19 protein-coding genes and 1 pseudogene are annotated in these 21143 nt (G+C 33.7%); 16 read left to right on the top strand and 4 right to left on the bottom strand.

Going from position 1 to position 21143, the window contains the following annotated elements; translation table 11 throughout:
• Nucleotide 1 precedes the first annotated feature (1 nt).
• Entirely contained in the window at nucleotides 2–1168 is a 1167-nt protein-coding gene (locus tag J3U19_RS06630) for a pectate lyase family protein (RefSeq protein WP_267341038.1), read from the top strand.
• Nucleotides 1169–1203: 35 nt separating this feature from the next.
• Nucleotides 1204–3447 carry a right-handed parallel beta-helix repeat-containing protein gene (locus tag J3U19_RS06625; protein ID WP_267345808.1) on the top strand — a complete coding sequence of 748 codons (2244 nt, stop codon included), beginning with the start codon at nucleotides 1204–1206 and terminating at the stop codon, nucleotides 3445–3447.
• Nucleotides 3448–3720: 273 nt separating this feature from the next.
• Here the strand turns inward: J3U19_RS06625 and J3U19_RS06620 are convergent, their stop codons facing one another.
• Complete coding sequence (locus J3U19_RS06620) at nucleotides 3721–4356, bottom strand: RpiB/LacA/LacB family sugar-phosphate isomerase (protein WP_267345807.1); 636 nt, start codon at nucleotides 4354–4356, stop codon at nucleotides 3721–3723.
• A gap of 252 nt (nucleotides 4357–4608) precedes the next feature.
• Here J3U19_RS06620 and J3U19_RS06615 point away from each other — a divergent pair, with 252 nt between their 5' ends.
• The 4 genes from J3U19_RS06615 (at nucleotide 4609) to kdgR (ending at nucleotide 7954) form a co-directional block, all read left to right on the top strand.
• Nucleotides 4609–5781 carry an oligogalacturonate lyase family protein gene (locus J3U19_RS06615; protein ID WP_267341033.1) on the top strand — a complete coding sequence of 391 codons (1173 nt, stop codon included), beginning with the start codon at nucleotides 4609–4611 and terminating at the stop codon, nucleotides 5779–5781.
• A 43-nt stretch (nucleotides 5782–5824) separates the two neighbouring features.
• Nucleotides 5825–6625: a gluconate 5-dehydrogenase gene (locus J3U19_RS06610; protein ID WP_267341032.1), complete on the top strand. Its 801-nt coding sequence runs from the start codon at nucleotides 5825–5827 to the stop codon at nucleotides 6623–6625.
• A gap of 96 nt (nucleotides 6626–6721) precedes the next feature.
• Nucleotides 6722–7042, top strand: coding sequence for a cupin domain-containing protein (locus J3U19_RS06605; RefSeq protein ID WP_065561895.1), 321 nt, complete (start codon nucleotides 6722–6724; stop codon nucleotides 7040–7042).
• Nucleotides 7043–7159: 117 nt separating this feature from the next.
• Nucleotides 7160–7954, top strand: coding sequence for a DNA-binding transcriptional regulator KdgR (kdgR, locus tag J3U19_RS06600; RefSeq protein WP_267341031.1), 795 nt, complete (start codon nucleotides 7160–7162; stop codon nucleotides 7952–7954).
• Between the two features lie 6 nt (nucleotides 7955–7960).
• Here kdgR and J3U19_RS06595 read toward each other — a convergent pair whose 3' ends face one another.
• The 3 genes from J3U19_RS06595 to tusB form a co-directional block, all read right to left on the bottom strand.
• The gene (locus J3U19_RS06595) at nucleotides 7961–9067 is read right to left on the bottom strand and encodes an anhydro-N-acetylmuramic acid kinase (RefSeq protein ID WP_267341029.1); all 1107 of its coding nucleotides are present in this window, start codon (nucleotides 9065–9067) and stop codon (nucleotides 7961–7963) included.
• 4 nt (nucleotides 9068–9071) lie between these two features.
• On the bottom strand, nucleotides 9072–9635 hold the full coding sequence (locus J3U19_RS06590) for a Sua5/YciO/YrdC/YwlC family protein (protein ID WP_267341028.1): 564 nt from the start codon (nucleotides 9633–9635) through the stop codon (nucleotides 9072–9074).
• A gap of 165 nt (nucleotides 9636–9800) precedes the next feature.
• Nucleotides 9801–10082, bottom strand: coding sequence for a sulfurtransferase complex subunit TusB (gene tusB, locus J3U19_RS06585; protein WP_267341027.1), 282 nt, complete (start codon nucleotides 10080–10082; stop codon nucleotides 9801–9803).
• A 136-nt stretch (nucleotides 10083–10218) separates the two neighbouring features.
• Between tusB and tsaE the strand changes: the two genes are divergently transcribed.
• The 10 genes and pseudogenes from tsaE (at nucleotide 10219) to purT (ending at nucleotide 20929) form a co-directional block, all read left to right on the top strand.
• Nucleotides 10219–10686 (top strand): tRNA (adenosine(37)-N6)-threonylcarbamoyltransferase complex ATPase subunit type 1 TsaE, encoded by a 468-nt coding sequence (tsaE, locus tag J3U19_RS06580; protein ID WP_267341025.1) that lies wholly within the window; start codon nucleotides 10219–10221, stop codon nucleotides 10684–10686.
• Nucleotides 10687–10753: 67 nt separating this feature from the next.
• A pseudogene (locus tag J3U19_RS06575) lies at nucleotides 10754–11458 on the top strand (N-acetylmuramoyl-L-alanine amidase); the annotation flags it as partial.
• Nucleotides 11459–11478: 20 nt separating this feature from the next.
• A complete protein-coding gene (gene mutL / locus J3U19_RS06570; RefSeq protein WP_267345804.1) occupies nucleotides 11479–13338 on the top strand; it encodes a DNA mismatch repair endonuclease MutL in 1860 nt (619 codons plus the stop codon).
• Nucleotides 13335–14246, top strand: a complete 912-nt coding sequence (gene miaA, locus J3U19_RS06565; RefSeq protein ID WP_267341020.1) for a tRNA (adenosine(37)-N6)-dimethylallyltransferase MiaA — start codon at nucleotides 13335–13337, stop codon at nucleotides 14244–14246. The genes mutL and miaA overlap by 4 nt, the downstream gene beginning before the upstream one ends.
• A gap of 304 nt (nucleotides 14247–14550) precedes the next feature.
• Nucleotides 14551–14796, top strand: coding sequence for an RNA chaperone Hfq (hfq, locus tag J3U19_RS06560; protein WP_267341019.1), 246 nt, complete (start codon nucleotides 14551–14553; stop codon nucleotides 14794–14796).
• 21 nt (nucleotides 14797–14817) lie between these two features.
• Entirely contained in the window at nucleotides 14818–16113 is a 1296-nt protein-coding gene (gene hflX, locus J3U19_RS06555; protein ID WP_267341018.1) for a ribosome rescue GTPase HflX, read from the top strand.
• A 23-nt stretch (nucleotides 16114–16136) separates the two neighbouring features.
• A complete protein-coding gene (hflK, locus tag J3U19_RS06550; RefSeq protein ID WP_267345803.1) occupies nucleotides 16137–17357 on the top strand; it encodes an FtsH protease activity modulator HflK in 1221 nt (406 codons plus the stop codon).
• Nucleotides 17358–17374: 17 nt separating this feature from the next.
• Nucleotides 17375–18337, top strand: a complete 963-nt coding sequence (gene hflC / locus J3U19_RS06545; RefSeq protein WP_267372663.1) for a protease modulator HflC — start codon at nucleotides 17375–17377, stop codon at nucleotides 18335–18337.
• Between the two features lie 19 nt (nucleotides 18338–18356).
• Nucleotides 18357–19655: an adenylosuccinate synthase gene (locus tag J3U19_RS06540; protein WP_324123794.1), complete on the top strand. Its 1299-nt coding sequence runs from the start codon at nucleotides 18357–18359 to the stop codon at nucleotides 19653–19655.
• Nucleotides 19656–19747: 92 nt separating this feature from the next.
• Nucleotides 19748–20929 (top strand): formate-dependent phosphoribosylglycinamide formyltransferase, encoded by a 1182-nt coding sequence (gene purT / locus J3U19_RS06535; RefSeq protein ID WP_267341014.1) that lies wholly within the window; start codon nucleotides 19748–19750, stop codon nucleotides 20927–20929.
• The last annotated feature ends 214 nt before the right edge of the window (nucleotides 20930–21143 follow it).

Here is a 21143-nt window from a genome sequence, read left to right as displayed (position 1 = left end):
AATGAAAAAACGACTAATAGCTGTGTTAATTCCATTAGCAATTAACTCATATAGTTTTACCAGTTATGCTTTATCACCTGCGCCAATAAAAGTTAAACAGGCTCTTGATGTTGCACCTGAAAATGGTTTTGGCGGATACAATTCAGTAACAAATGTTGGAACAACAGGAGGTTCTAAAGCTAAACAAGAAATGATCTTTTTAGTTAACAATAAGAAAGATCTTTTAGAAGCTATTAAAATAAATAAAGATGAACCTCGTATTATACAAATCTCTGGGATTGTAGACATTAGTGAAGACAAACCTTACAAAGACTTTGATGATCAAAAGTCACGTTCGCTGATCAAAATTCCTAGTAATACTACGTTAATTGGTGTGGGTAAAGAAGCGGGTTTTATTAATGGTTCTATTATTTTATCTAATGTAAATAATGTCATTATTCGAAATTTAAAAATTGAAGCACCAATTGATGTTGCACCAAAATTTGAAGAGGGAGATGGATGGAATGCCGAATGGGATGGAATAAACATTATTTCCTCAACTTATGTTTGGATTGATCATGTTACTCTAACTGATGGTAAATTTACCGATAATATGTACCAGAAAAAAGATGGCTGGAAATATGTACAACATGATGGTTTATTGGATATTAAGCGTGGTAGTAATTTTATTACTATCTCTTATTGTCTATTTGAAAATCATGATAAAACTATGTTAATTGGCCATAGTGATAAAAATGCTGATCAGGATGAGAATAAGTTAAATATCACGCTTCATCATAATGTTTTTTTAGACATTACTCAACGCGCACCAAGAGTAAGGTTCGGCAAAATCCACATGTATAACAACCTGTTTAAAGGATCGGTTAATAAATCTAAAACTGTATACCCATATCAATACTCTATTGGCTTAGGCTATAAAGGCAGTGTGCTTTCGGAAAATAATCACTTTATGATTGATGGTTTAAAAGATAACTGCAAAGTAGCTAAACAGTTTAAAGGCGATAACCTTCGGGATAAAAATTCTTTATTTAATCAATCTAAGTTGAAATTAGCGTCATGCGGTTTTGTTGATAATTTGTATTGGTCTGTGCCTTATCAATATAGTGTGGATGATATTAAGCAATTTAGTAAAAACTCTGATCGATTAGTCGGTAGTGGAAAGCTTTAGAATTATTGAAATAAACAAAAATGTTAGGACCCATAATGAAAAAAATATTAACTTCAATACTTTGTCTGTCTACGCTTTATGTTAGCTCAGCTTCTGCACAAGAGTGGAAAGCGATAGCATTTGGCCAATCGACTGACTTAAATTTTGCCTCACTTATCAAGCCTGAAAAAGTGGGAACCAATAATGCCTGGATTGCTGGTCAAAAAGATCATTTAGTTCCAAATCAACCTTATCAATTGCCGTCAGATTTCTATTTAGAGAGTCGAGGCGGTAAAATTGCTAACTCGCATGATGGAATGGTGGTTTTTTATACTCAATTACCCGTTAATCAAACTTTTACTTTAGAAAGTGATGTTACCTTAGAGCAAATAGGACCTGAAGTGGATGGAAAAACGCCTGCCGCTCAAGAAGCGGTTGGTTTATTTGCTCGTGATACTATTGGGGTTGCTAGAAGTGATCCTCAGCCGGCTGGTTATGAGGAGTTTCCAAATGCTTCAAATGTAATTATGAATGCATTAATTACTCAAAATCAAAAAAATGATAATTTAGTAAAAGTAACCGGCTTAGTACGTGATGGTGTAAAAAAAGCATGGGGTAATGAAGGCATATCAATTGAGAAAGTTGGTTATGTTGAACATGTTAATTATGTTGACGTTAAAAGTATGCATTTAACAATGACCAGAACGGCAGATCAATTTATCTTATCGATGAAAAATAATGCGACTGGTGAAGAGAAACAGTGGGCAACCAATGATTATTCAGGATTCTTAAATCAACAAGATAACAAAAATATTTATGTCGGCTTTTTTGCTTCTAGAAACGCAAAAGTTGAGTTTAAAAATTCTAAATTAACCCTTAATGATGAAATGGTTGACTATGATAAATTACCCGCTAAACCTGAGGTAATTGTTGATATTAAACCAACGTTAATCTTATCATCACCACAAAATGTATATAGTAAAAATTATACACTACAGTTTTTTCCAAATACTTCAGGTACCGTATTTGTTAAAGAAATTAATAAAACGTTGAATGCGGAAGTTGGTAAGTTATTACAGTTTCCAGCTCAGCTAAAAGATGGAACTAATACCTTTACTGTTGAGTTTACTGATAATGCTAAAAATAATACGCAAATTTTTACAATTAATCTAAATAAATCATCGATTGAAAATTTATCTAATATTATTGTGTCGCCAGAAGGTAAAAAGGATAATAAAGGTACCAAACCATCACCGGTTGATTTCGAAACGGCTGTTAATAGCGTTGAACCGGGCGGTATTATTCATTTGATGGATGGTTATTATGACGGCATGACTCTTCCGGCTCAATTAAGTGGATTACCCGGTAAATTAAAAACCATACAAGCCATTAATAAGCATAAAGCGATTTTTATTAACACTACGTTTAATTTAGATAGCAACTATTGGGCTATTAAGCAGGTTATCTTTGATGGAAATATTGATGATAAAGACAATAAACCAGCTTATTTAAGAATTTCGGGTAGTCATAATGTGATTGATCAAGTTATTACACGTAATAATAGTGATACCGGTTTGGCAATCTCAGCTAAAAAGAAAAATCAAAATCGAATTTATTGGCCATCTTATAACCTAATTCTTAACTCTGATTCTTATAATAATATGGATAAATCAGGTAAAAATGCTGATGGTTTTGCCGCTAAATTGGGTGTTGGTAAAGGGAATGTATTTAGAGGGTGTATTGCTCATAATAATACTGATGATGGTTTCGATCTTTATAACAAGATTGAAGATGGCCCAAATGAACCTGTATTAATTGACAGTTCAGTTACTTATTCAAACGGTTTTCCTTTTTCAAAACCCAATATTGCTACAGGGAGTATAGGTAATGGCTTTAAATTAGGAGCAGAAGGTCAACCGGTAAATCATAAAATTATCAATTCAATTTCCTTAAATAATAATATGGATGGCTTTACTGATAATTTTAATACTGGTTCTTATATCATGAAGAATAATCTTTCGATCAATAGTGCGAGGTATAATTATATTTTACGCGCTAATCCCTATGAATTTTTAAAACCAGTGGTCATTTTTGAACACAATTATTCTATTCGTGATAGCTGGCAATCAGCGATAAAAGATTCATTTGGACCACAGATTAAAAGTAAAGATTTTAAATCTGTAACCAGCAATCAATTATGGAAAGGAAATAGTGACTTTAAAATCACTCGAGATAAAAACGGTAATATAGTGTTACCAAAAGAGCTAAAAACGCTAATCGAAAAAAATAAAGCTAAATAATTAAAATAATAAAGTGCTAGATCTAGTAAGATTTAGCGCTTTTAATCTTTGCAATTATCCATCTCATTCTTTAATTCTTATTATCTAATATGTTGTTAAATGCGTTTAACTATTTTTTGAAGAAAATATATTGGAAATTAAAATTTATATTTAAATTATATCGTTATAGATATTCACTAAATATAAACGATTAAAAATAATGAAATGTGCCATTTCATCAATTAAGTTGAAATGGCACAAAATTGTAGGATGTAGTAAATAATAAATTCTAAATTAATCTAGTAAACTTCTGATATAATCGGTAATGTCTGGATCTTTGCTGTTTTCAAATAAACATTTTTGGAATCGTTCACCTTTGATCGCATCTTTAAGTAATGATTGATCAATTGCTTTCAATGCTTCAATTAAACTTTTTCCTGCTGCATTTTTCATATCATTTAAAATTACAGCATTAGCATTTTGAGATTCACGACGTTCAGGCGGATAACCTAATCCTTTTTCGCCATCAAAGGCTTTTTCAAAAATATAACGAGCATTGAGTTCAGCACCCCAACCAAAACCTTTAGCAAAAGCGAGTGATAATGCATTACCATTATTTACTTGTGCAAACAAATAAGCATCCGTAGGTTCAATACAATAACCACAATTAACACCAGGAAATGCATTTAATGCCATTAATGCGCCTTGTCCTGTACCACATCCTGTGATAACAAAATCAACGGCTTTGCTGTTTAATAAAATAGCGCTAATAATACCTAAATGAACATAAGTTAATTTTTTATCATTGTCGCCATCCATACCAACATTAAAAACTGTATGTCCATGTTTCTCTGTTGCGTTTTTTAATTCATTTAAAATAATCGGATTTTTAGCTGCTTGGCTAAATTCGTTCATTAATGCTATTTTCATGATTTCCCTCTATTTTTGATTGAAATAATAATCAGTTACATAACAAAGTTTAGTAATTTGTTCTAAGTACTTTTTACTTTCATTATAAACTCGCAAAAAAATATATCAATTTATTTAAGTAAAATAAAACGATGTTTTAATAAAATTATTGCAATGTGATGAAAGTCACAAAATCATCACACTTTTTATATTACTATATTTTATAAATGAGCATCTTTTAAACATTTGTATATTCATATTCAGGGAGTTTATATGGCTAAGGGGAATATCGTAAGGCTGTCATATTCATCATTTACAGATGAAGATTCGAAAAATGAAATTATCCGGTTAACGCCAGAAGGTATTTTATGCCATCGTAATTATTTTTATCAAAAGTGCTTTACCAATGATGGTCAAAAGCTACTTTTTGCGGGTGAATTTGATACTCATCGTAACTATTATTTACTTGATATTGAAAACCAAACAGCAAAACAACTTACCGAAGGACCTGGTGATAATACCTTTGGTGGTTTTTTATCGCCAGACGATAAATTTTTGTACTATGTGAAAAATGAACGCAACTTGCAACAAGTTAATCTTGAAACGTTAGAAGAAAAAAATATTTATACAGTACCTGATGAATGGGTTGGTTACGGTACATGGGTTGCTAATAGTGATTGTAATGAAATTGTAGGCATTGAAATTGATAAAAAAGATTGGACGCCACTTACCGACTGGACAATATTTAAAGCATTTTATGATAAAAACCCGCACTGCCGTTTAATCAAGATTGATATTAAAACAGGTGTAGCCAAAACAGTTATTGATCAGAATGTATGGTTAGGTCATCCAATTTTTAGACCTTTTGATGATAAAACTATCGCATTTTGCCATGAAGGGCCTCATGATTTAGTTGATGCAAGAATTTGGTTGGTTGATCGTGATGGTCAAAATGAACGAAAAGCGCATGATAATTTACCTGGTGAGAGTTGCACTCATGAATTTTGGGTACCAGATGGATCAGGACTTGCCTATGTGTCTTATATGAAAGGACAGCAAGAACGATATATCCGTCTTTATAATCCGATGACAAATGAAGATAAAGAGATTATGGCAATGCCAGCTTGCTCACACTTAATGAGTAATTTTGATGGTACACTTTATATTGGTGATGGAACAGGCAGTCCTGTTGACGTAATTGATACAAATGGCTATAAAATTGAAAATGATCCATGGCTTTATATTTTGGCACCTAGAACAAAAACAGCACATAAATTGGTTAAGCATAACAGTACATGGCGTGTTTTAGATGGTGATCGTCAAGTTACTCATCCCCATCCATCGTTTTCACCTGATAATAAATACGTTTTATATTCGTGTGATGCGCAAGATGAACCCGCACTTTATTTAACTAAAGTGCCCGCTAACATATTAGAAGAAATGTGATAGACCCATTTTGTCTATCATAACTATAACGGAGAATAAAATTATGTCGATTTTAAATAAATTTTCACTCAATAATAAAATAGCGCTGGTAACGGGTGCTTCTTACGGCATCGGTTTTGAAATAGCAAAATCATTGGCTGGTGCGGGAGCGAAAATCGTATTTAATGATGTGGTACCAGAAAACTTGCAAAAAGGACTTGAAGCTTATAACGCTGCTGGTATTGATGCCCATGGCTATCTATTTGATATTACAGATGAAGATGCTGTTGAAAAATCGATTGCTCAAATTGAAAAAGAACATGGTGTGATTGATATTTTAGTTAATAATGCAGGTATTATACAGCGCAAATCGATGCTTGAAACAAGTGCGGCAGATTATCGAAAAATTATTGATATCGACCTGACTGGTCAATTTATTATGGCAAAAGCTGTCCTTCCTTCAATGATCAAAAAAGGAAGTGGCAAAATCATCAACATCTGTTCAATGATGAGCGAGCTTGGTCGTGAAACAGTTGTTGGTTATGCATCGGCTAAAGGTGGCTTAAAAATGTTAACCAAAAATATCTGTTCTGAATTTGGGCATGCCAATATTCAATGTAACGGTATTGGTCCAGGTTATATTGCCACTCCTCAAACTGCGCCATTACGTGAAAAACAAGCAGATGGTTCTCGTCACCCATTTGATCAGTTCATTATCGCTAAAACACCGGCAGGGCGATGGGGGACTCCTGATGATTTGGCTGGAGCAGCCGTATTTTTAGCATCAGAAGCTTCAAATTTTGTTAACGGGCATATTCTTTATGTTGATGGTGGTATTTTAGCTTATATTGGTAAGCAACCTTAATAAAATAAGGTTAAAAATTAGATAATTTAAGAGATAATAAAATAAAAGGATGTTATTTATTATCTCTGTTTTTTTTATAAATTTAGGAGTAATGTCATGTTTTGTTTTAATTCAGATATTGAATTAATTGATTTAGGAAATGGGGTTAAACGTAAAATTTTAGCTCATGATGGTAATATGATGGCGGTTGAAGTTCATTTTGAAACTGGCGCAATTGGTGCGATGCATCATCATCCACATGAACAACTAACCTATGTTTTGTCTGGTGAATTTGAATTTACTATCGGTGATGAGACTAAGATTGTTCGTGCTGGTGATACATTATATAAAAAACCCAATATTGAACATGGTTGTGTTTGCAAACAAGCTGGCGTTTTGCTTGATATGTTTACTCCTCAAAGATTAGATTTTTTATAAAATAGCTAGTAACGACTCATTATTAATTATGATATACTTTCGATAGTTTTGATTTGTTCTAGTTGATCATTTAATAATAGAATAATGACTAATTTTTAGTAAGGAGATGTGCTAATAATGAATGATAGCTCACCAGAATCGGTTGCTTCGGTTTTAAAAGTTTTCGGAATTTTAGAAGCTTTATCCGAATCTAAAGACATTGCTATATCAGAATTATCGCAAAAAGTAATGATGCCCAAAAGCACAGCCTATCGTTTTTTACAAACCATGAAATCATTAGGTTATGTTAATCAAGAAGAAGATTCAGATAAATATTCTCTTAATTTGAAATTACTTGATTTAGGCAACCGAGTGCTTTATCACCAAAACTTTTTAGCTATTGCTGATTTGGAAATGAGAAAGTTAAGGGATAAAACTAAAGAAACGATTCATTTAGCTGTTCGTGAAGGTGACCAAATTATCTACATTAATAAAGTGGCATCAGAACAATATAGTCTTTGTTTAACTTCTAAAATAGGCAATCAAGCGACTGTGCATGCCAGTGGATTAGGTAAAGTATTATTAGCTTGGTTAGATGATGAAAGTAAAAAAAGCTTAGTTAATAGTATTAATTTTGTTCAATACACACCTAAAACAATCACCAATAAAGAGGCATTTTTTGCTGAACTCGATGAAGTTAAACGTTTAGGTTATGGCAAAGATGATGAAGAGTCAGAGCTTGGTTTACGTTGTTTTGCAGTGCCAATTTATAATCGTTTAGGTAATATTATTGCAGCCTTAAGTTTATCAACCTCTATCTTTAGATGTAATACAGCAGAAGATGAAGCTAAACTTGTCGGTGAAATTAGCCAATCTGCCGCCAAAATATCTGAATTAATTGGTTATAATAAGCAATCAAAATTGTCAGAATAAAGGTTATTATTGATAAATAACCCCTAAGCTTACTGCTTGGTTTGCTCCAGTTACTTCTGGAATATTAGATGGAATATTATTCATCCTACAATAAGCAAGCCAAGCAAAAGCAATCGCTTCCATATCAGCACTGTTTATGCCTTTCACATCAGTAATCAAAACTTGCCATTTTGGTAGTAATCTTGATAATCGTTCCATTATGAGAGGATTTTTTGCACCACCTCCACAAACTAACAGCTCACAAGATAATCTATTATTTATCGGTAATTTTTTTATTTCTTCAGAAATAGATAAAACAGTAAACTCGACTAATGTTGCTTGGATATCTTGCGCAGATAAATGCATTCCTACTAATTTATTATGTAACCAAGATAAATTAAATAGTTCTCGTCCAGTACTTTTAGGAGCAGGTATTTGAAAATAATTTTCCTTATAAAGATAATTTAATAAATCTGGATTAATGCTACCTGTTTTCGCCCATAGTCCATCTTGATCATAGTTTTTTCCTAACTGCTCTTTAATCCATCCATCTAATAATACATTACCTGGACCAGTGTCATAACCTATAATAGGGTATTGAGGAATTAATACAGTAATATTACTTATTCCGCCAATATTAAGTATCACGCGATTGATATTCGGATCTTGCAATACCGCGTTATGAAAAGCTGGCACGAGTGGTGCGCCTTGTCCCCCATAAGCCATATCTTTACGTCGAAAATCTGCTATAGTGGTTATTCCTGTTTTTGCCGCAATAATATTCGCATCTCCAATTTGCATGGTGAACGGATTAGCACCATTTGGTGCGTGATAGATGGTTTGTCCGTGACATCCAATCGCTGTAATTTGATGTTTTTTAATCTGATTATCTTTTAAAAATTGATTTATACTATCTGCAAAAAGTTGGCCAAGTCTGTGATCAATTTCACCTAAATTTTGTAATGTGGTCTGTTTGGTTTCGCATAGAGTAAGTAGAAGTTGTTTTAAATTGGCTGGCATTGGGTAGCAATTACTAGCGATTGAGGTAATTTTTCTATCTGTTATATTTACTAAAGCAATATCAATACCATCCATACTGGTACCTGACATTACACCAATATACAAATTTTGCATAAAGTTATCCTTCTCGAATGATATTACCTGTTCTTATATCTCTAATTTCAGAAGGTTGTAAACGATGACCTGTTTCACCTCTTAAAACAGGAAAACATTCTCCAAACTGTTGTTTTACATCAAAAATTGTTCGGCAGGGATTATGACCTGAAAGATTAGCGCTTGATGAGATGAGTGGTTTACCAAATAAATCACAAAGCTGACAAACTAAAGGATGATTAGTGACTCGCACTGCAATAGAGTCAAATTTGCCTGTTAAAAAATAGGGAGTTGTTTTATTTTTAGGAAAAATCCAAGTGACAGGTCCAGGCCAGCTGGTAAATGCTAACCTCTTTTGCTCTTTATTGAGAGTTGAATCATCAATATAAGGAAGCAGTTGCTGATAATCACTCGCAATTAAAATTAGCCCTTTATCAATTGATCGCTGCTTTAACTGTAGCAGGTTTAATACAGCAATTTCATTGTTGGGATCACAACCCAATCCAAAAACGGCTTCGGTAGGGTAAGCAATTACATCACCATTTTTTAAACGACCAATACATTCTGATACTGTTAATAAATTTGTCATTAAGATTTAAATATTCATTAAAACGATTGAAAATTATATTAAACCCAGAGAGTTAGATTTGCAAATTAGCTGAGATTATTTTAAAACATCATAATTATCTATAATAAAACACAATGATTAAGGTAATTAAAACTGACAGGCTGGGTATGTCAACGAAAAATCATATTATTGCCAATTCATTTGTGGGTAGTTGATTGCCGTTAATTCAACGGTTTGCTGCATATTGATAATTTTAACTCTTGGATCAATAAATGGGAGTAATCCACGAGCTTGAATATCATTATCGATGATGTAGCAATGTGCAGTTTTTTCGATAATATCATCTAATAATGGATTATTTTTTAGCGCAATAATCACACCATTTTGCCAGAATAAAACGGCATCGTGTTGTGATATGAATTGTGTATTTACAGTTGATTGGTTGGCTGTTGAAATAGTATGTAACATAATTCTCACTTTTTTTATACTTAAACGTATAGTTAACCTGAAACTTTTTGACAGAAAAGCAAGTTAATCTTGTTTGGTACATCTTTAATGGTTATTAGTATATAATAAGGACTATTTATTGAGCAAAGAATTCCTCATGAAACCAATTATTTTAGCCGATGAGCACGCAACCATTTCATTGGGTAGCAAACTTGCTAAGCAATGTTTAAACTATTTATTGAATCAAGATGATACGATAATTCTTTATTTAATTGGTGATCTTGGTGCTGGTAAAACTACTTTTAGTCGTGGATTTTTACAACAATTAGGTCATACAGGTAATGTCAAAAGTCCAACATATACTTTAGTTGAACCGTATCAATTCGATGGCTTTTCTGTTTATCATTTTGATTTATATAGATTAATTGATTCTGAGGAACTTGAGTTTATGGGTATCCGTGAATATTTTTCTTCGCGTTCGATCTGTTTAATTGAATGGCCTGAACAAGCGAAAGGTATATTACCAAGTGCTGACATTGAAATTCATTTGGCTTATTTATCCTGTGAACGTACGGCTTGCGTGCAAGCAAAAAGCCAAAAGGGTCGAACGATTATTAATTTTTAACAATACACATTAACGGTAAAAGATGATGAAAAAATTACTTACTTTTTTAATGTTATTATTGCTTTGTAACTCAGCTTATGCAGCTAAAGTAGTGATTGCCGTTGATGCAGGACATGGTGGTAAAGATTCTGGCGCAATAGGTCAAAGCAATTTATATGAAAAGACAGTTACATTTTCAATTGCCAAAAAATTAACTAATTTGTTAAATAAAGATCCTAGTTTTAAAGGGGTATTAACCCGTAGTAGTGATACTTTTATCTCGGTTCCACAGCGTTCAGAAATCGCTCGAAAAAATAAAGCTAATTTATTAGTTTCTATTCATGCTGATGCAGCCCCAAATCGTAACGCAACAGGTGCGTCAATTTGGGTCTTATCGACCAAACGGGCTGATACTGAGCTTGGTCGTTGGCTTGAACAAGATGAAAAACAATCTCAATTATTAGGCGGAGCTGGCGATGCTCTTGCTGAAGATAATAATCGTCATTTAAGTCAAGCGGTCTTAGATTTACAATTTTCTTATTCTCAGCGAGTAGGTTATGAATTAGCAATGCAAGTTTTAACGTCAATAAAAAGTGTAACTAAGCTTCATAAAAATCAGCCAGAATATGCAAGTTTAGGTGTTTTACGTTCACCTGATATTCCGTCGATTTTGATTGAAGTTGGTTTTATTTCTAATTTTGACGAAGAACGTCTGTTAAGCAGTAATGCCCATCAAGATAAGATTGCTAAAGCCATTTATCAAGGTATAAAAAACTATGTAAAACAGAATCCTAAATTTGGAGCACAACATTAATGGCAATCCATATTCTATCTCCCCAATTAGCGAATCAAATTGCGGCAGGTGAGGTAGTAGAGCGCCCCGCATCAGTTATTAAAGAATTAGTTGAAAATAGCCTTGATGCGGGTAGTACTCAAATTGATATAGATATTGAGCAAGGCGGCTGTAAATTAATCCGTATTCGTGATAATGGTTGTGGTATTACTAAAGATGAATTAGCACTTGCTTTAGCACGTCATGCAACCAGTAAAATCAGTACGTTAGATGATCTCGATGCAATTATTAGTCTCGGATTTCGTGGTGAAGCACTAGCAAGTATTAGTTCTGTTTCAAGATTAACTTTAACTTCGAGAACAGTAGAACAGACTGAAGCATGGCAAGTTTATGCAGAAGGTCGAGATATGACGCCAACTATTAAACCCGCTGCGCATCCTATTGGTTCAACAGTTGAAGTTCTTGATCTATTCTATAATACTCCTGCAAGGCGCCGTTTTTTAAAAACGGAAAAAACCGAATTTATGCATATTGAGGAATTTGTGCGACGCATTGCGCTGGCTCGTCCTGATGTCTCATTTAATTTGCAACATAATGGTAAATTGGTTAAACAGTATCGAGCATCTGAATTAAAAAAAAGAGTGGAATTAGTTTGCGGTCGAGCATTTATACAAAAAGCAGTGAAACTTGATTGGCAACACGATGATTTAGTGATTCAAGGTTGGGTCACCAGCAGTGAAAGCAGTGAACTGCAATACTTTTATGTTAATGGCCGTGTCATCAAGGACAAATTGCTCAATCATGCATTGCGACAAGCATACAATAGCCGTACTAATGAGCAACAAAGTTATGTTGTATTTTTACAAATTGATCCTAAACAAGTTGATGTTAATGTGCATCCCGCGAAACACGAAGTTCGTTTTCATGAAGCGAGATTAGTACATGATTTTGTTTATCAAGCAATTGTCATGGCTCTTGAATCAAATCAACCGTTCACATATAAAGAAAAAGTGATAATGGCTCCGAATCGACAAGCTGCCGGTGAAAATATCTTTAATCAACAAATAGAAACTGAGCATAAAAATTATCCAACAATGAGCTCGTTAACTAAAAAACCGATCAATCACATTAAAGAAAATGCAATTTATGGTCAATTAGTTGAAATTAATCCAAAAACAGAAATAGAAAAAACTCAGCCTCAATCATTTCAGCCAACAGAAGATGATGGTTTAATAACTGCACCTCAACAAGCAGTTATTGAAGCATTATTTCCTAAACGAAATATGCCATTACAATCATTACAACAGCAACTTGATAGTTCATCATTAGTGCAATTTGGTCGAGTATTAACTATCATTCAATCTGATATGGCGTTGCTTGAAAAGTTTGAAGATAATCAGCAAAAATTAATGTTAATGAAATTACCTGTGGCCCAAAAAAAAGTGACCACAATTAAATTATTATCTCAAGAATCGGAAAAATTATTGATACCTTTAACGATATTAATAGATCATAAAGAACAGCAAGTGATTACTAATTATCAAAAACAATTACAATTTTTAGGTTTTGATTTTTATATAGATAAAGCTAAATTGTACTTAGAAAATGTGCCTAAAATGTTGCGGGCTATGAATTGGCAACAAACTTTGCCAGCATTAATTAGTTTTATATCAGAATCAGAACAGGAAGTTTTAAATCCAACACAGATAGCTAATTGGTTAGCAAATCAGTATGATGACAGTCATACAGTATGTTGGAGCGTAGCTAAAGTGATTCAGTTATTGGCTCAGTTAGAACAGATAGATATTAATTTGTTACAGCAACAAACTTTTTTATATCCAATTGATATACAATTATTTACTCAATCGATTTTATCATGAACAAACCAAAAATTATTTCATTAATGGGACCCACAGCATCGGGTAAAACGGCATTTGCAATGGCTCTTTATGATCGTTATCCTATTGATATCATTAGTGTTGATTCCGCACTAATTTATCGCGGAATGGATATTGGGACGGCAAAACCAACTAAAAAAGAACAACATAAATATCCGCATAAATTGATTGATATTTGTGATCCAGCACAAAGTTATTCAGCAGCTAATTTTCGGCATGATGCGATTGTCGAAATTGAAAAAACCCTAAACAAAGGACGCATTCCATTGTTAGTAGGTGGCACCATGTTATATTTTAAAGCGCTAATTGAAGGGCTATCTCCGCTTCCTGTTGCCAACATGGAAATACGTAAACAAATAGAAGAAAAAGCTAATAAAATGGGGTGGCAAGCGATTCATGAAGAATTGCAAAAAATTGATCCTATATCGGCTGAGCGTATTCATCCTAATGATCCACAGCGTCTAAATCGTGCTTTAGAAGTTTATCTTATCACAGGTAAAAGTTTAACCGAGCTAACTCAAGAAAGTGGTAAAGCTTTACCATATGATATTATGCAATTTGCTATAATGCCAGATGATAGAGCTGAACTTCATAAGCATATTGAGCAACGTTTTTTACAGATGTTAGATCAAGGTTTTGAAGATGAAGTGAAAAAACTTATGCAGCGCTCCGATCTTCATTTAAATCTACCTTCTATTCGCTGCGTTGGTTATCGCCAAATGTGGGAATATTTAAGTGGCGATACCAGTTATGATGAAATGGTATTCAAAGGTATTTGTGCTACTCGTCAATTAGCAAAACGGCAAATTACCTGGCTTCGTGGTTGGAAGCAACCTGTCACATGGTTAAATAGAAATAATATGGAAAATATTTTAAATCATCTCTTTTAATTTCAAATAGATATTTTCATTGCTTATTACTTGGTCTTTTTATTTATTGATAGTTTATTTAGTTTTGTTAAAATATTTTAGATTAATGAGGCGGTTTCGTATATTATTTTGTCTAGTTAATGTAAAGTTATTAAAAATTTAGTTATTTGTGCATAAATTGCAATTGATCGGTTCAAGTACCGTGTTTTTTATGTTATTTTGATATTTACTTACGTAAATATTCTATAATTGTAATTACAATAGATATTTATTTTTGAAAATATAATTTCAATCTTCATATTATTTCATTTTAAAGGATAATCTCATGTCAAAAGGGCAGTCATTACAAGATCCTTATTTGAATTTGCTTCGTCGCGAGCATATTCCTGTATCAATTTATTTGGTTAATGGTATTAAATTACAAGGTCAAATCGAATCATTTGATCAATTTGTTATATTACTAAAAAATACTGTAAGCCAAATGGTTTATAAACATGCTATCTCAACAGTTGTACCATCAAGATCAATTTCTGGATTAGTATCTCAGCCAGAAGAGGAAAATGAAAACTGATTAAATCAGCGGAGAATCTGATTGTTTGATCGATATAAAGGCGGAGAATCTGCCTTATTAGTCCATGTTTTCCTTCCTCAAGAAAGCGATATCGAGGATCTAAAAGAGTTTGAAGTATTAGTTGCTTCTGCTCAAATAGAGATTCTCGATATTGTGACAACATCAAGAAAAACACCTCAAGCCAAATATTTTATTGGTGAAGGTAAAGCCCTAGAAATTGCTGAAAAAGTTAAAGAACTACAAGCTTCCGTTATTTTAGTTAATCATACATTGACGCCTACTCAAGAACGTAACCTTGAAAAACTATGTGAATGTCGCGTTGTTGATCGAACTGGTTTAATTTTAGATATTTTTGCACAACGAGCGAGAACTCATGAAGGTAAATTACAAGTTGAATTAGCACAATTGCAATATTTATCTACTCGTTTGGTTCGTGGATGGACACATTTAGAACGACAAAAAGGTGGTATTGGTTTAAGAGGACCGGGGGAAACACAGTTAGAAACTGATAGACGTTTGATTCGTCATAGAATTCAATTAATTTTATCAAGATTAGCTAAAGTAGAAAAACAGCGTAACCAAAATCGGCAATCAAGAAATAAAGCAGATCTCTCCACTGCATCTTTAGTTGGATATACCAATGCAGGTAAATCAACACTATTTAATGTTCTAACTCATGCCGATGTTTATGCAGCTGATCAGTTATTTGCTACGCTCGATCCTACACTAAGGCGGATTACAGTTGATGATGTTGGAGAAGTTGTTTTAGCTGATACGGTAGGTTTTATTCGTCACTTACCTCATGATCTGATTGCGGCTTTTAAAGCAACTTTATTAGAAACACAAGAAGCAGCTTTATTATTACATGTTATTGATGCTGCTGATCCTAATATGTTGGAGAATATACATGCAGTAGAAGAAGTATTATTTGAAATTGATGCACATGATATCCCAACACTATTAGTAATGAATAAAATTGATTTAATCGAAGGTAGAGAACCGAGCATTGATCGTAATGAAGAGGGAATTCCAATTCGTGTTTGGATTTCTGCTCAAAATGGTTTAGGATTAGATCTCTTATTTATAGCATTAAAAGAAAGGCTTGCTAAACAGATTCAAGTTTGTCAGTTGAATTTACCTGCTCATTTGGCAAAATTAAGAAGTCGTTTTTATCAGTTAAATGCAGTAGAACGTGAGTTTATTAATGATGACGGTAGTTTTCGACTAGATGTGAGAATGCCTTCCATTGAATGGAATCGTCTCTGTAAACAGGAGCCAGATCTGTTATACTTAATTAATACGCAAAATAACAACTAATCGTTAAATGGAGCATATAAAATATGGCGTGGAATCAGCCCGGAAATAACGGACAAGATAACGATCCATGGGGAAGTAATAACAAAAAACCTTCCAATTCAACAAATGATATATTGGATAAAATTAAAAATTTACTTAAAAAAGGTAAGTTAGGCAATAACAATGGCGGTTCATCAAACACTAAATTACCGATGAATACCTACAAAATTATTGTAATAGCATTTATTGCTTTAATATTTATCTGGGGTTTAAGTGGGTTTTATACCATTAATCAAAGCCAAAGAGGGGTGATTACTCGCTTTGGTCAAGTTCAACCAGAAATTGTTCAACCTGGATTAAATTGGAAACCTACCTTAATTGATAAGGTCTATATTGTTGATACTCAAGGAACTCGAAATTTCAATGTCCAAGGCTTTATTGTTACTACAGGTGAGAACCTTGTCTTTGTTGAGATGAATGTACAGTATCGTATTAGCAATCCTTTAAAATATTTATTCAATGTTACTAATGTTGAAGATAGCCTTCGCCAAGCCGCAGATAGTGCTCTTAGAACCGCTGTGGGTAGCTCTAATATTGATGCTATCATTTCCGATGGTCGTTCAATTCTTGAAAGTAGCACTAAGGATGAACTTGTTAATGTAATCACCCATTATGATATGGGAATTAATATTGTTGATTTAAATTTCCAAGTGGCTCGTCCACCGGATGAGGTACAAGATGCTTACGATGATGCAATTCGTGCTCAGGGTGATAGTGAACGTGAAATCAAGCAAGCAGAAGCAGATAAAGTTCAATTAGTTCAGCAAGCTGAAGGTAAATCGGCAAGAATTTTAGCTGATGCTAATGCCTATAAAGTCCGAGTAGAGCTTGAAGCTGCAGGTGACGTTGCACGTTTTGAGCAAATTTTACCTCAATATAAAGCTGCTCCTGAAATAACTAAAGAGCGTTTATATATTGAAATGATGGAAAAAATATTAGAGAAGACTCATAAAGTCATCGTTAATGATAAAAGTGGTAATCTAATGGTTCTACCATTAGAACAATTATTAAAAAATAAAGGCGAAAAAGTATCTACATCAACAGTAAATCAAAGTAGTGATTATAATTTTAATATGCCAAATTCTTCTGAAGCAATGAAAAGTACACCTCAAACAGCAAGTGAATCACAAAAAAGTGCCACAACAAGTAACAATAGTTCTTCTACTAGCAATACAGCGAGAACTATGAGAACTATGGGACAATAATAAGGAGAAAGATGAGTATGCGTAAATTATTGATTCCTATCGTTTTAATTTTAATTGGTATGTTCTTTTCAAGCGCTTATGTGATAGAAGAAGGAACACGTGGTGTTGTTTTAAGATTTAATAAAATTATTGGGTTATCTGATCCAGGATTACATTTTAAAGTTCCTGGTATGGATAGCATCAAAGTTATTGATGCTAAAATTCAAACAACTAATAGTTCTAATAATAGCAAAGAACAACGTTTTTTTAACGTACAAAAGAAAGAATTAATTGTTGATTATTTTGTACAGTGGAAAATTGTTGATTTTAATCGTTATTATGAAACAGTAGCTGGCGGAAATAACGTTGAAGACTTACTTTTAGCACGTCTAAATGGTCGTTTAAGAGCTGAAATTGGTAAATTAAGCAATAAAGATATTATTAATGATTCTAACGCTGATACTAAATCACGAAATTCTTTAATGATTCGAGTTAAAGATGCTTTGAATGGAAATCATCAAGACTCCATTGATACTGCACCAATTGACAAATTGGTTACTGATACCCAAAAAGATTCTGAAATCAATAAAACCAGCTTAAGAGCATTTGGTGTTGAAGTCATTGATGTTCGAATTAAACAGATTAACTTCCCATCTGAAGTTTCTGGTTCTATCTATGCAAGAATGCGAGCAGAACGTGAAGTGATCGCTCGTGATAAACGTTTTGAAGGTGTTAGAAAAGCCGAAGAAACAAGAGCGACAGCTACGCTAGAAGCAACCAAAATATTATCAGAAGCAGAGCGTCAATCTCGTATAATCCGAGGTGAAGGCGATGCTAATGCCGCTAAACTATACGCTGATGCCTTTGGTAAAGATATGGTGTTTTTTAGTTTTATTCGTAGTTTAAAAGCGTATGAACAAAGTTTCACTGGTAATGATGTGATGGTCATTAGTCCTGATAGTGAGTTTTTCCAGTATATGAAATTAAAATCAAATAAATAACAGAATGAGTAAACAGTCTATGAGTAATAATGTTGTTGTACTAGGTACACAATGGGGTGATGAAGGCAAAGGTAAAGTTGTCGATTTACTTACTGAAAAAGCAAAATATGTGGTACGTTATCAAGGCGGGCATAATGCAGGTCACACGTTGGTTATTGATGGCGAAAAAACCGTATTACACTTAATTCCATCAGGAATTCTACATAATAATGTTATGAGTATTATTGCTAACGGTGTAGTGCTATGTCCAGATGCTTTAATGAAAGAGATGAAAGAACTTGAAAATAAAGGTATACCTGTTCAAGAAAGACTACTTATCTCTGAATCGTGCCCATTAATCTTGCCTTACCATATTGCATTAGACCAAGCTCGAGAAAAAGCTCGTGGAAATAAAGCTATTGGTACTACTGGTCGAGGTATTGGGCCTGCTTATGAAGATAAAGTTGCACGTCGTGGACTTCGTGTTGGGGATTTACTTGATAGACTGGCATTTGCTGAAAAATTAAAAGAAGTGATGGAATACCACAATTTTCAATTAGTAAATTACTATAAAGCTGAAGCTGTTGATTATCAGAAAGTCCTTAATGACACATTAGCAATTGCAGATATTTTAGTATCTATGATTGCCGATATACCTGCACTTTTAGAAGATGCACGAAAAAAAGGTGAAAGGATTATGTTCGAAGGTGCACAAGGTACATTGCTTGATATTGACCATGGTACGTATCCTTATGTGACATCTTCTAATACGACTGCTGGTGGAGTAGCAACTGGTTCTGGTTTTGGTCCCCGTTATGTCGGTTATGTATTAGGAATTGTTAAAGCCTACTCTACACGAGTTGGAGCTGGTCCTTTTCCTACAGAATTATTTGATGAAACTGGCGAGTACCTTTGTAAACAGGGTAATGAATTCGGTGCAACAACAGGTCGTCGTCGTCGTACAGGATGGTTAGATGCAGTTGCCGTTCGAAAAGCCGTACAACTAAATTCTGTTTCTGGATTTTGTCTTACAAAACTGGATGTTCTCGATGGTCTTAACGAAGTTAAAATTTGTGTTGGTTATCAATTACCAAATGGTCATGTCATCAAAAATGCACCGGCTGCTGCTGAAGATTGGAGTTTAGTAAAACCAGTTTACGAAACAATGCCAGGTTGGAGTGAATCGACGTTTGGTATCAAGAGTTATGATGCATTACCAAAAGCAGCAAAAGCTTATATCAAACGGATTGAAGAATTAACGGAAACACCAGTTGATATTATTTCAACGGGTCCGGATCGTAGTGAAACTATGATTTTACGTGATCCATATTCAGTATAATTTTAAATTAAGAAAAATCGGGATAATTATCCCGATTTTTTATTTTAAGCTTATAAACAAAATAAAATGATTAAACATATAAGAAGAATATCATGACAAAAATAGGGACACCACTATCATCCAGCGCAACAAAAGTTTTACTTTGTGGTGCAGGGGAACTAGCAAAAGAAGTTGTGATTGAATTACAGCGATTTGGTTGTGAAGTGATTGCTGTTGATCGTTATGCTAATGCTCCAGCGATGCAAGTTGCACATCGTTCTCATGTTATCAATATGTTAGATGGTAATGAACTAAGAAACGTCATTGAAACTGAAAAACCCGATTATATTGTTCCTGAAATAGAAGCCATTGCAATAAAAACTTTAGTTGAATTAGAGAGTGAAGGATTTACGGTCATTCCCACTGCAAATGCAGTAGCGTTAACAATGAATAGAGAAGGTATTCGTCGCCTAGCTGCTGAAAAATTAAAGTTACCTACTTCACCTTACCGTTTCGCTTCAAATAAAACAGAATTTAAACAAGCAATAACAGAAATTGGTTTTCCCTGTTTTGTCAAACCGATTATGAGTTCTTCCGGCAAAGGTCAGTCATTATTACGTAGTGAAGTTGATATAGATTCCTCATGGATCTATGCTCAAGAAGGTGGACGTACAGGTGAAGGAAAAGTAATAATAGAAGGCTTAGTGAATTTTGATTACGAAATTACCTTACTTACTGTCAAACATATTAATGGTATTTCATTCTGTGAACCTATTGGTCATCGTCAAGAAAAAGGGGATTATCGAGAATCTTGGCAACCGCAACAAATGTCTAATCAAGCTTTAAATCTAGCAAAAGAAATTTCAACTAAAATAACTGATGCTCTAGGAGGACGAGGTATATTTGGTGTTGAATTATTTGTAAAAGGTGATCATGTTTGGTTTAGTGAGGTTTCTCCTCGTCCGCATGATACTGGGTTGGTAACATTAATATCTCAAAATTTCACCGAATTTGCATTACATGCTAGAGCTATACTGGGATTACCAATTCCTATGATTGAACAATACAGTGCTGCTGCTTCTGCGGTTATTTTAGTAAATGGTTGTTCAAAGCAAATTACATTTGCTAATTTAGAAAAAGCATTACAAGAGTCACATACAGATATACGTTTATTTGGTAAACCTGAAGTAGATGGTGTAAGGCGAATGGGAGTCGCATTGGCAAAAGCCGAAACGGTCTCCGAAGCGGTAAATAAAGCCGTAAATGCGGTTAAACGACTCCAAATAACGTTATAACACATCATTTTGAGTAAAAAGCAGTCAATCAATCTAAAAATAATAAAATTTCTTAAATAGGGGTTGACGAGAGCAAGTGAAGTGAGTAACATACGCAACCCTTGAGACAGCAAACTGAATAACAAAATATTTAGTGAAAGATAAATAGCTGTCAGCTCTTTAAAAAGAAGAAACAGACAATCTGTGTGGGCACTTGCGAGACGAAAGATTAAAA

Origin of the sequence: Gilliamella sp. B2828, from assembly GCF_026537125.1 — a bacterium.
Taxonomy (GTDB): domain Bacteria; phylum Pseudomonadota; class Gammaproteobacteria; order Enterobacterales; family Orbaceae; genus Gilliamella.
This window is presented reverse-complemented; position numbering and strand designations above follow the sequence as displayed.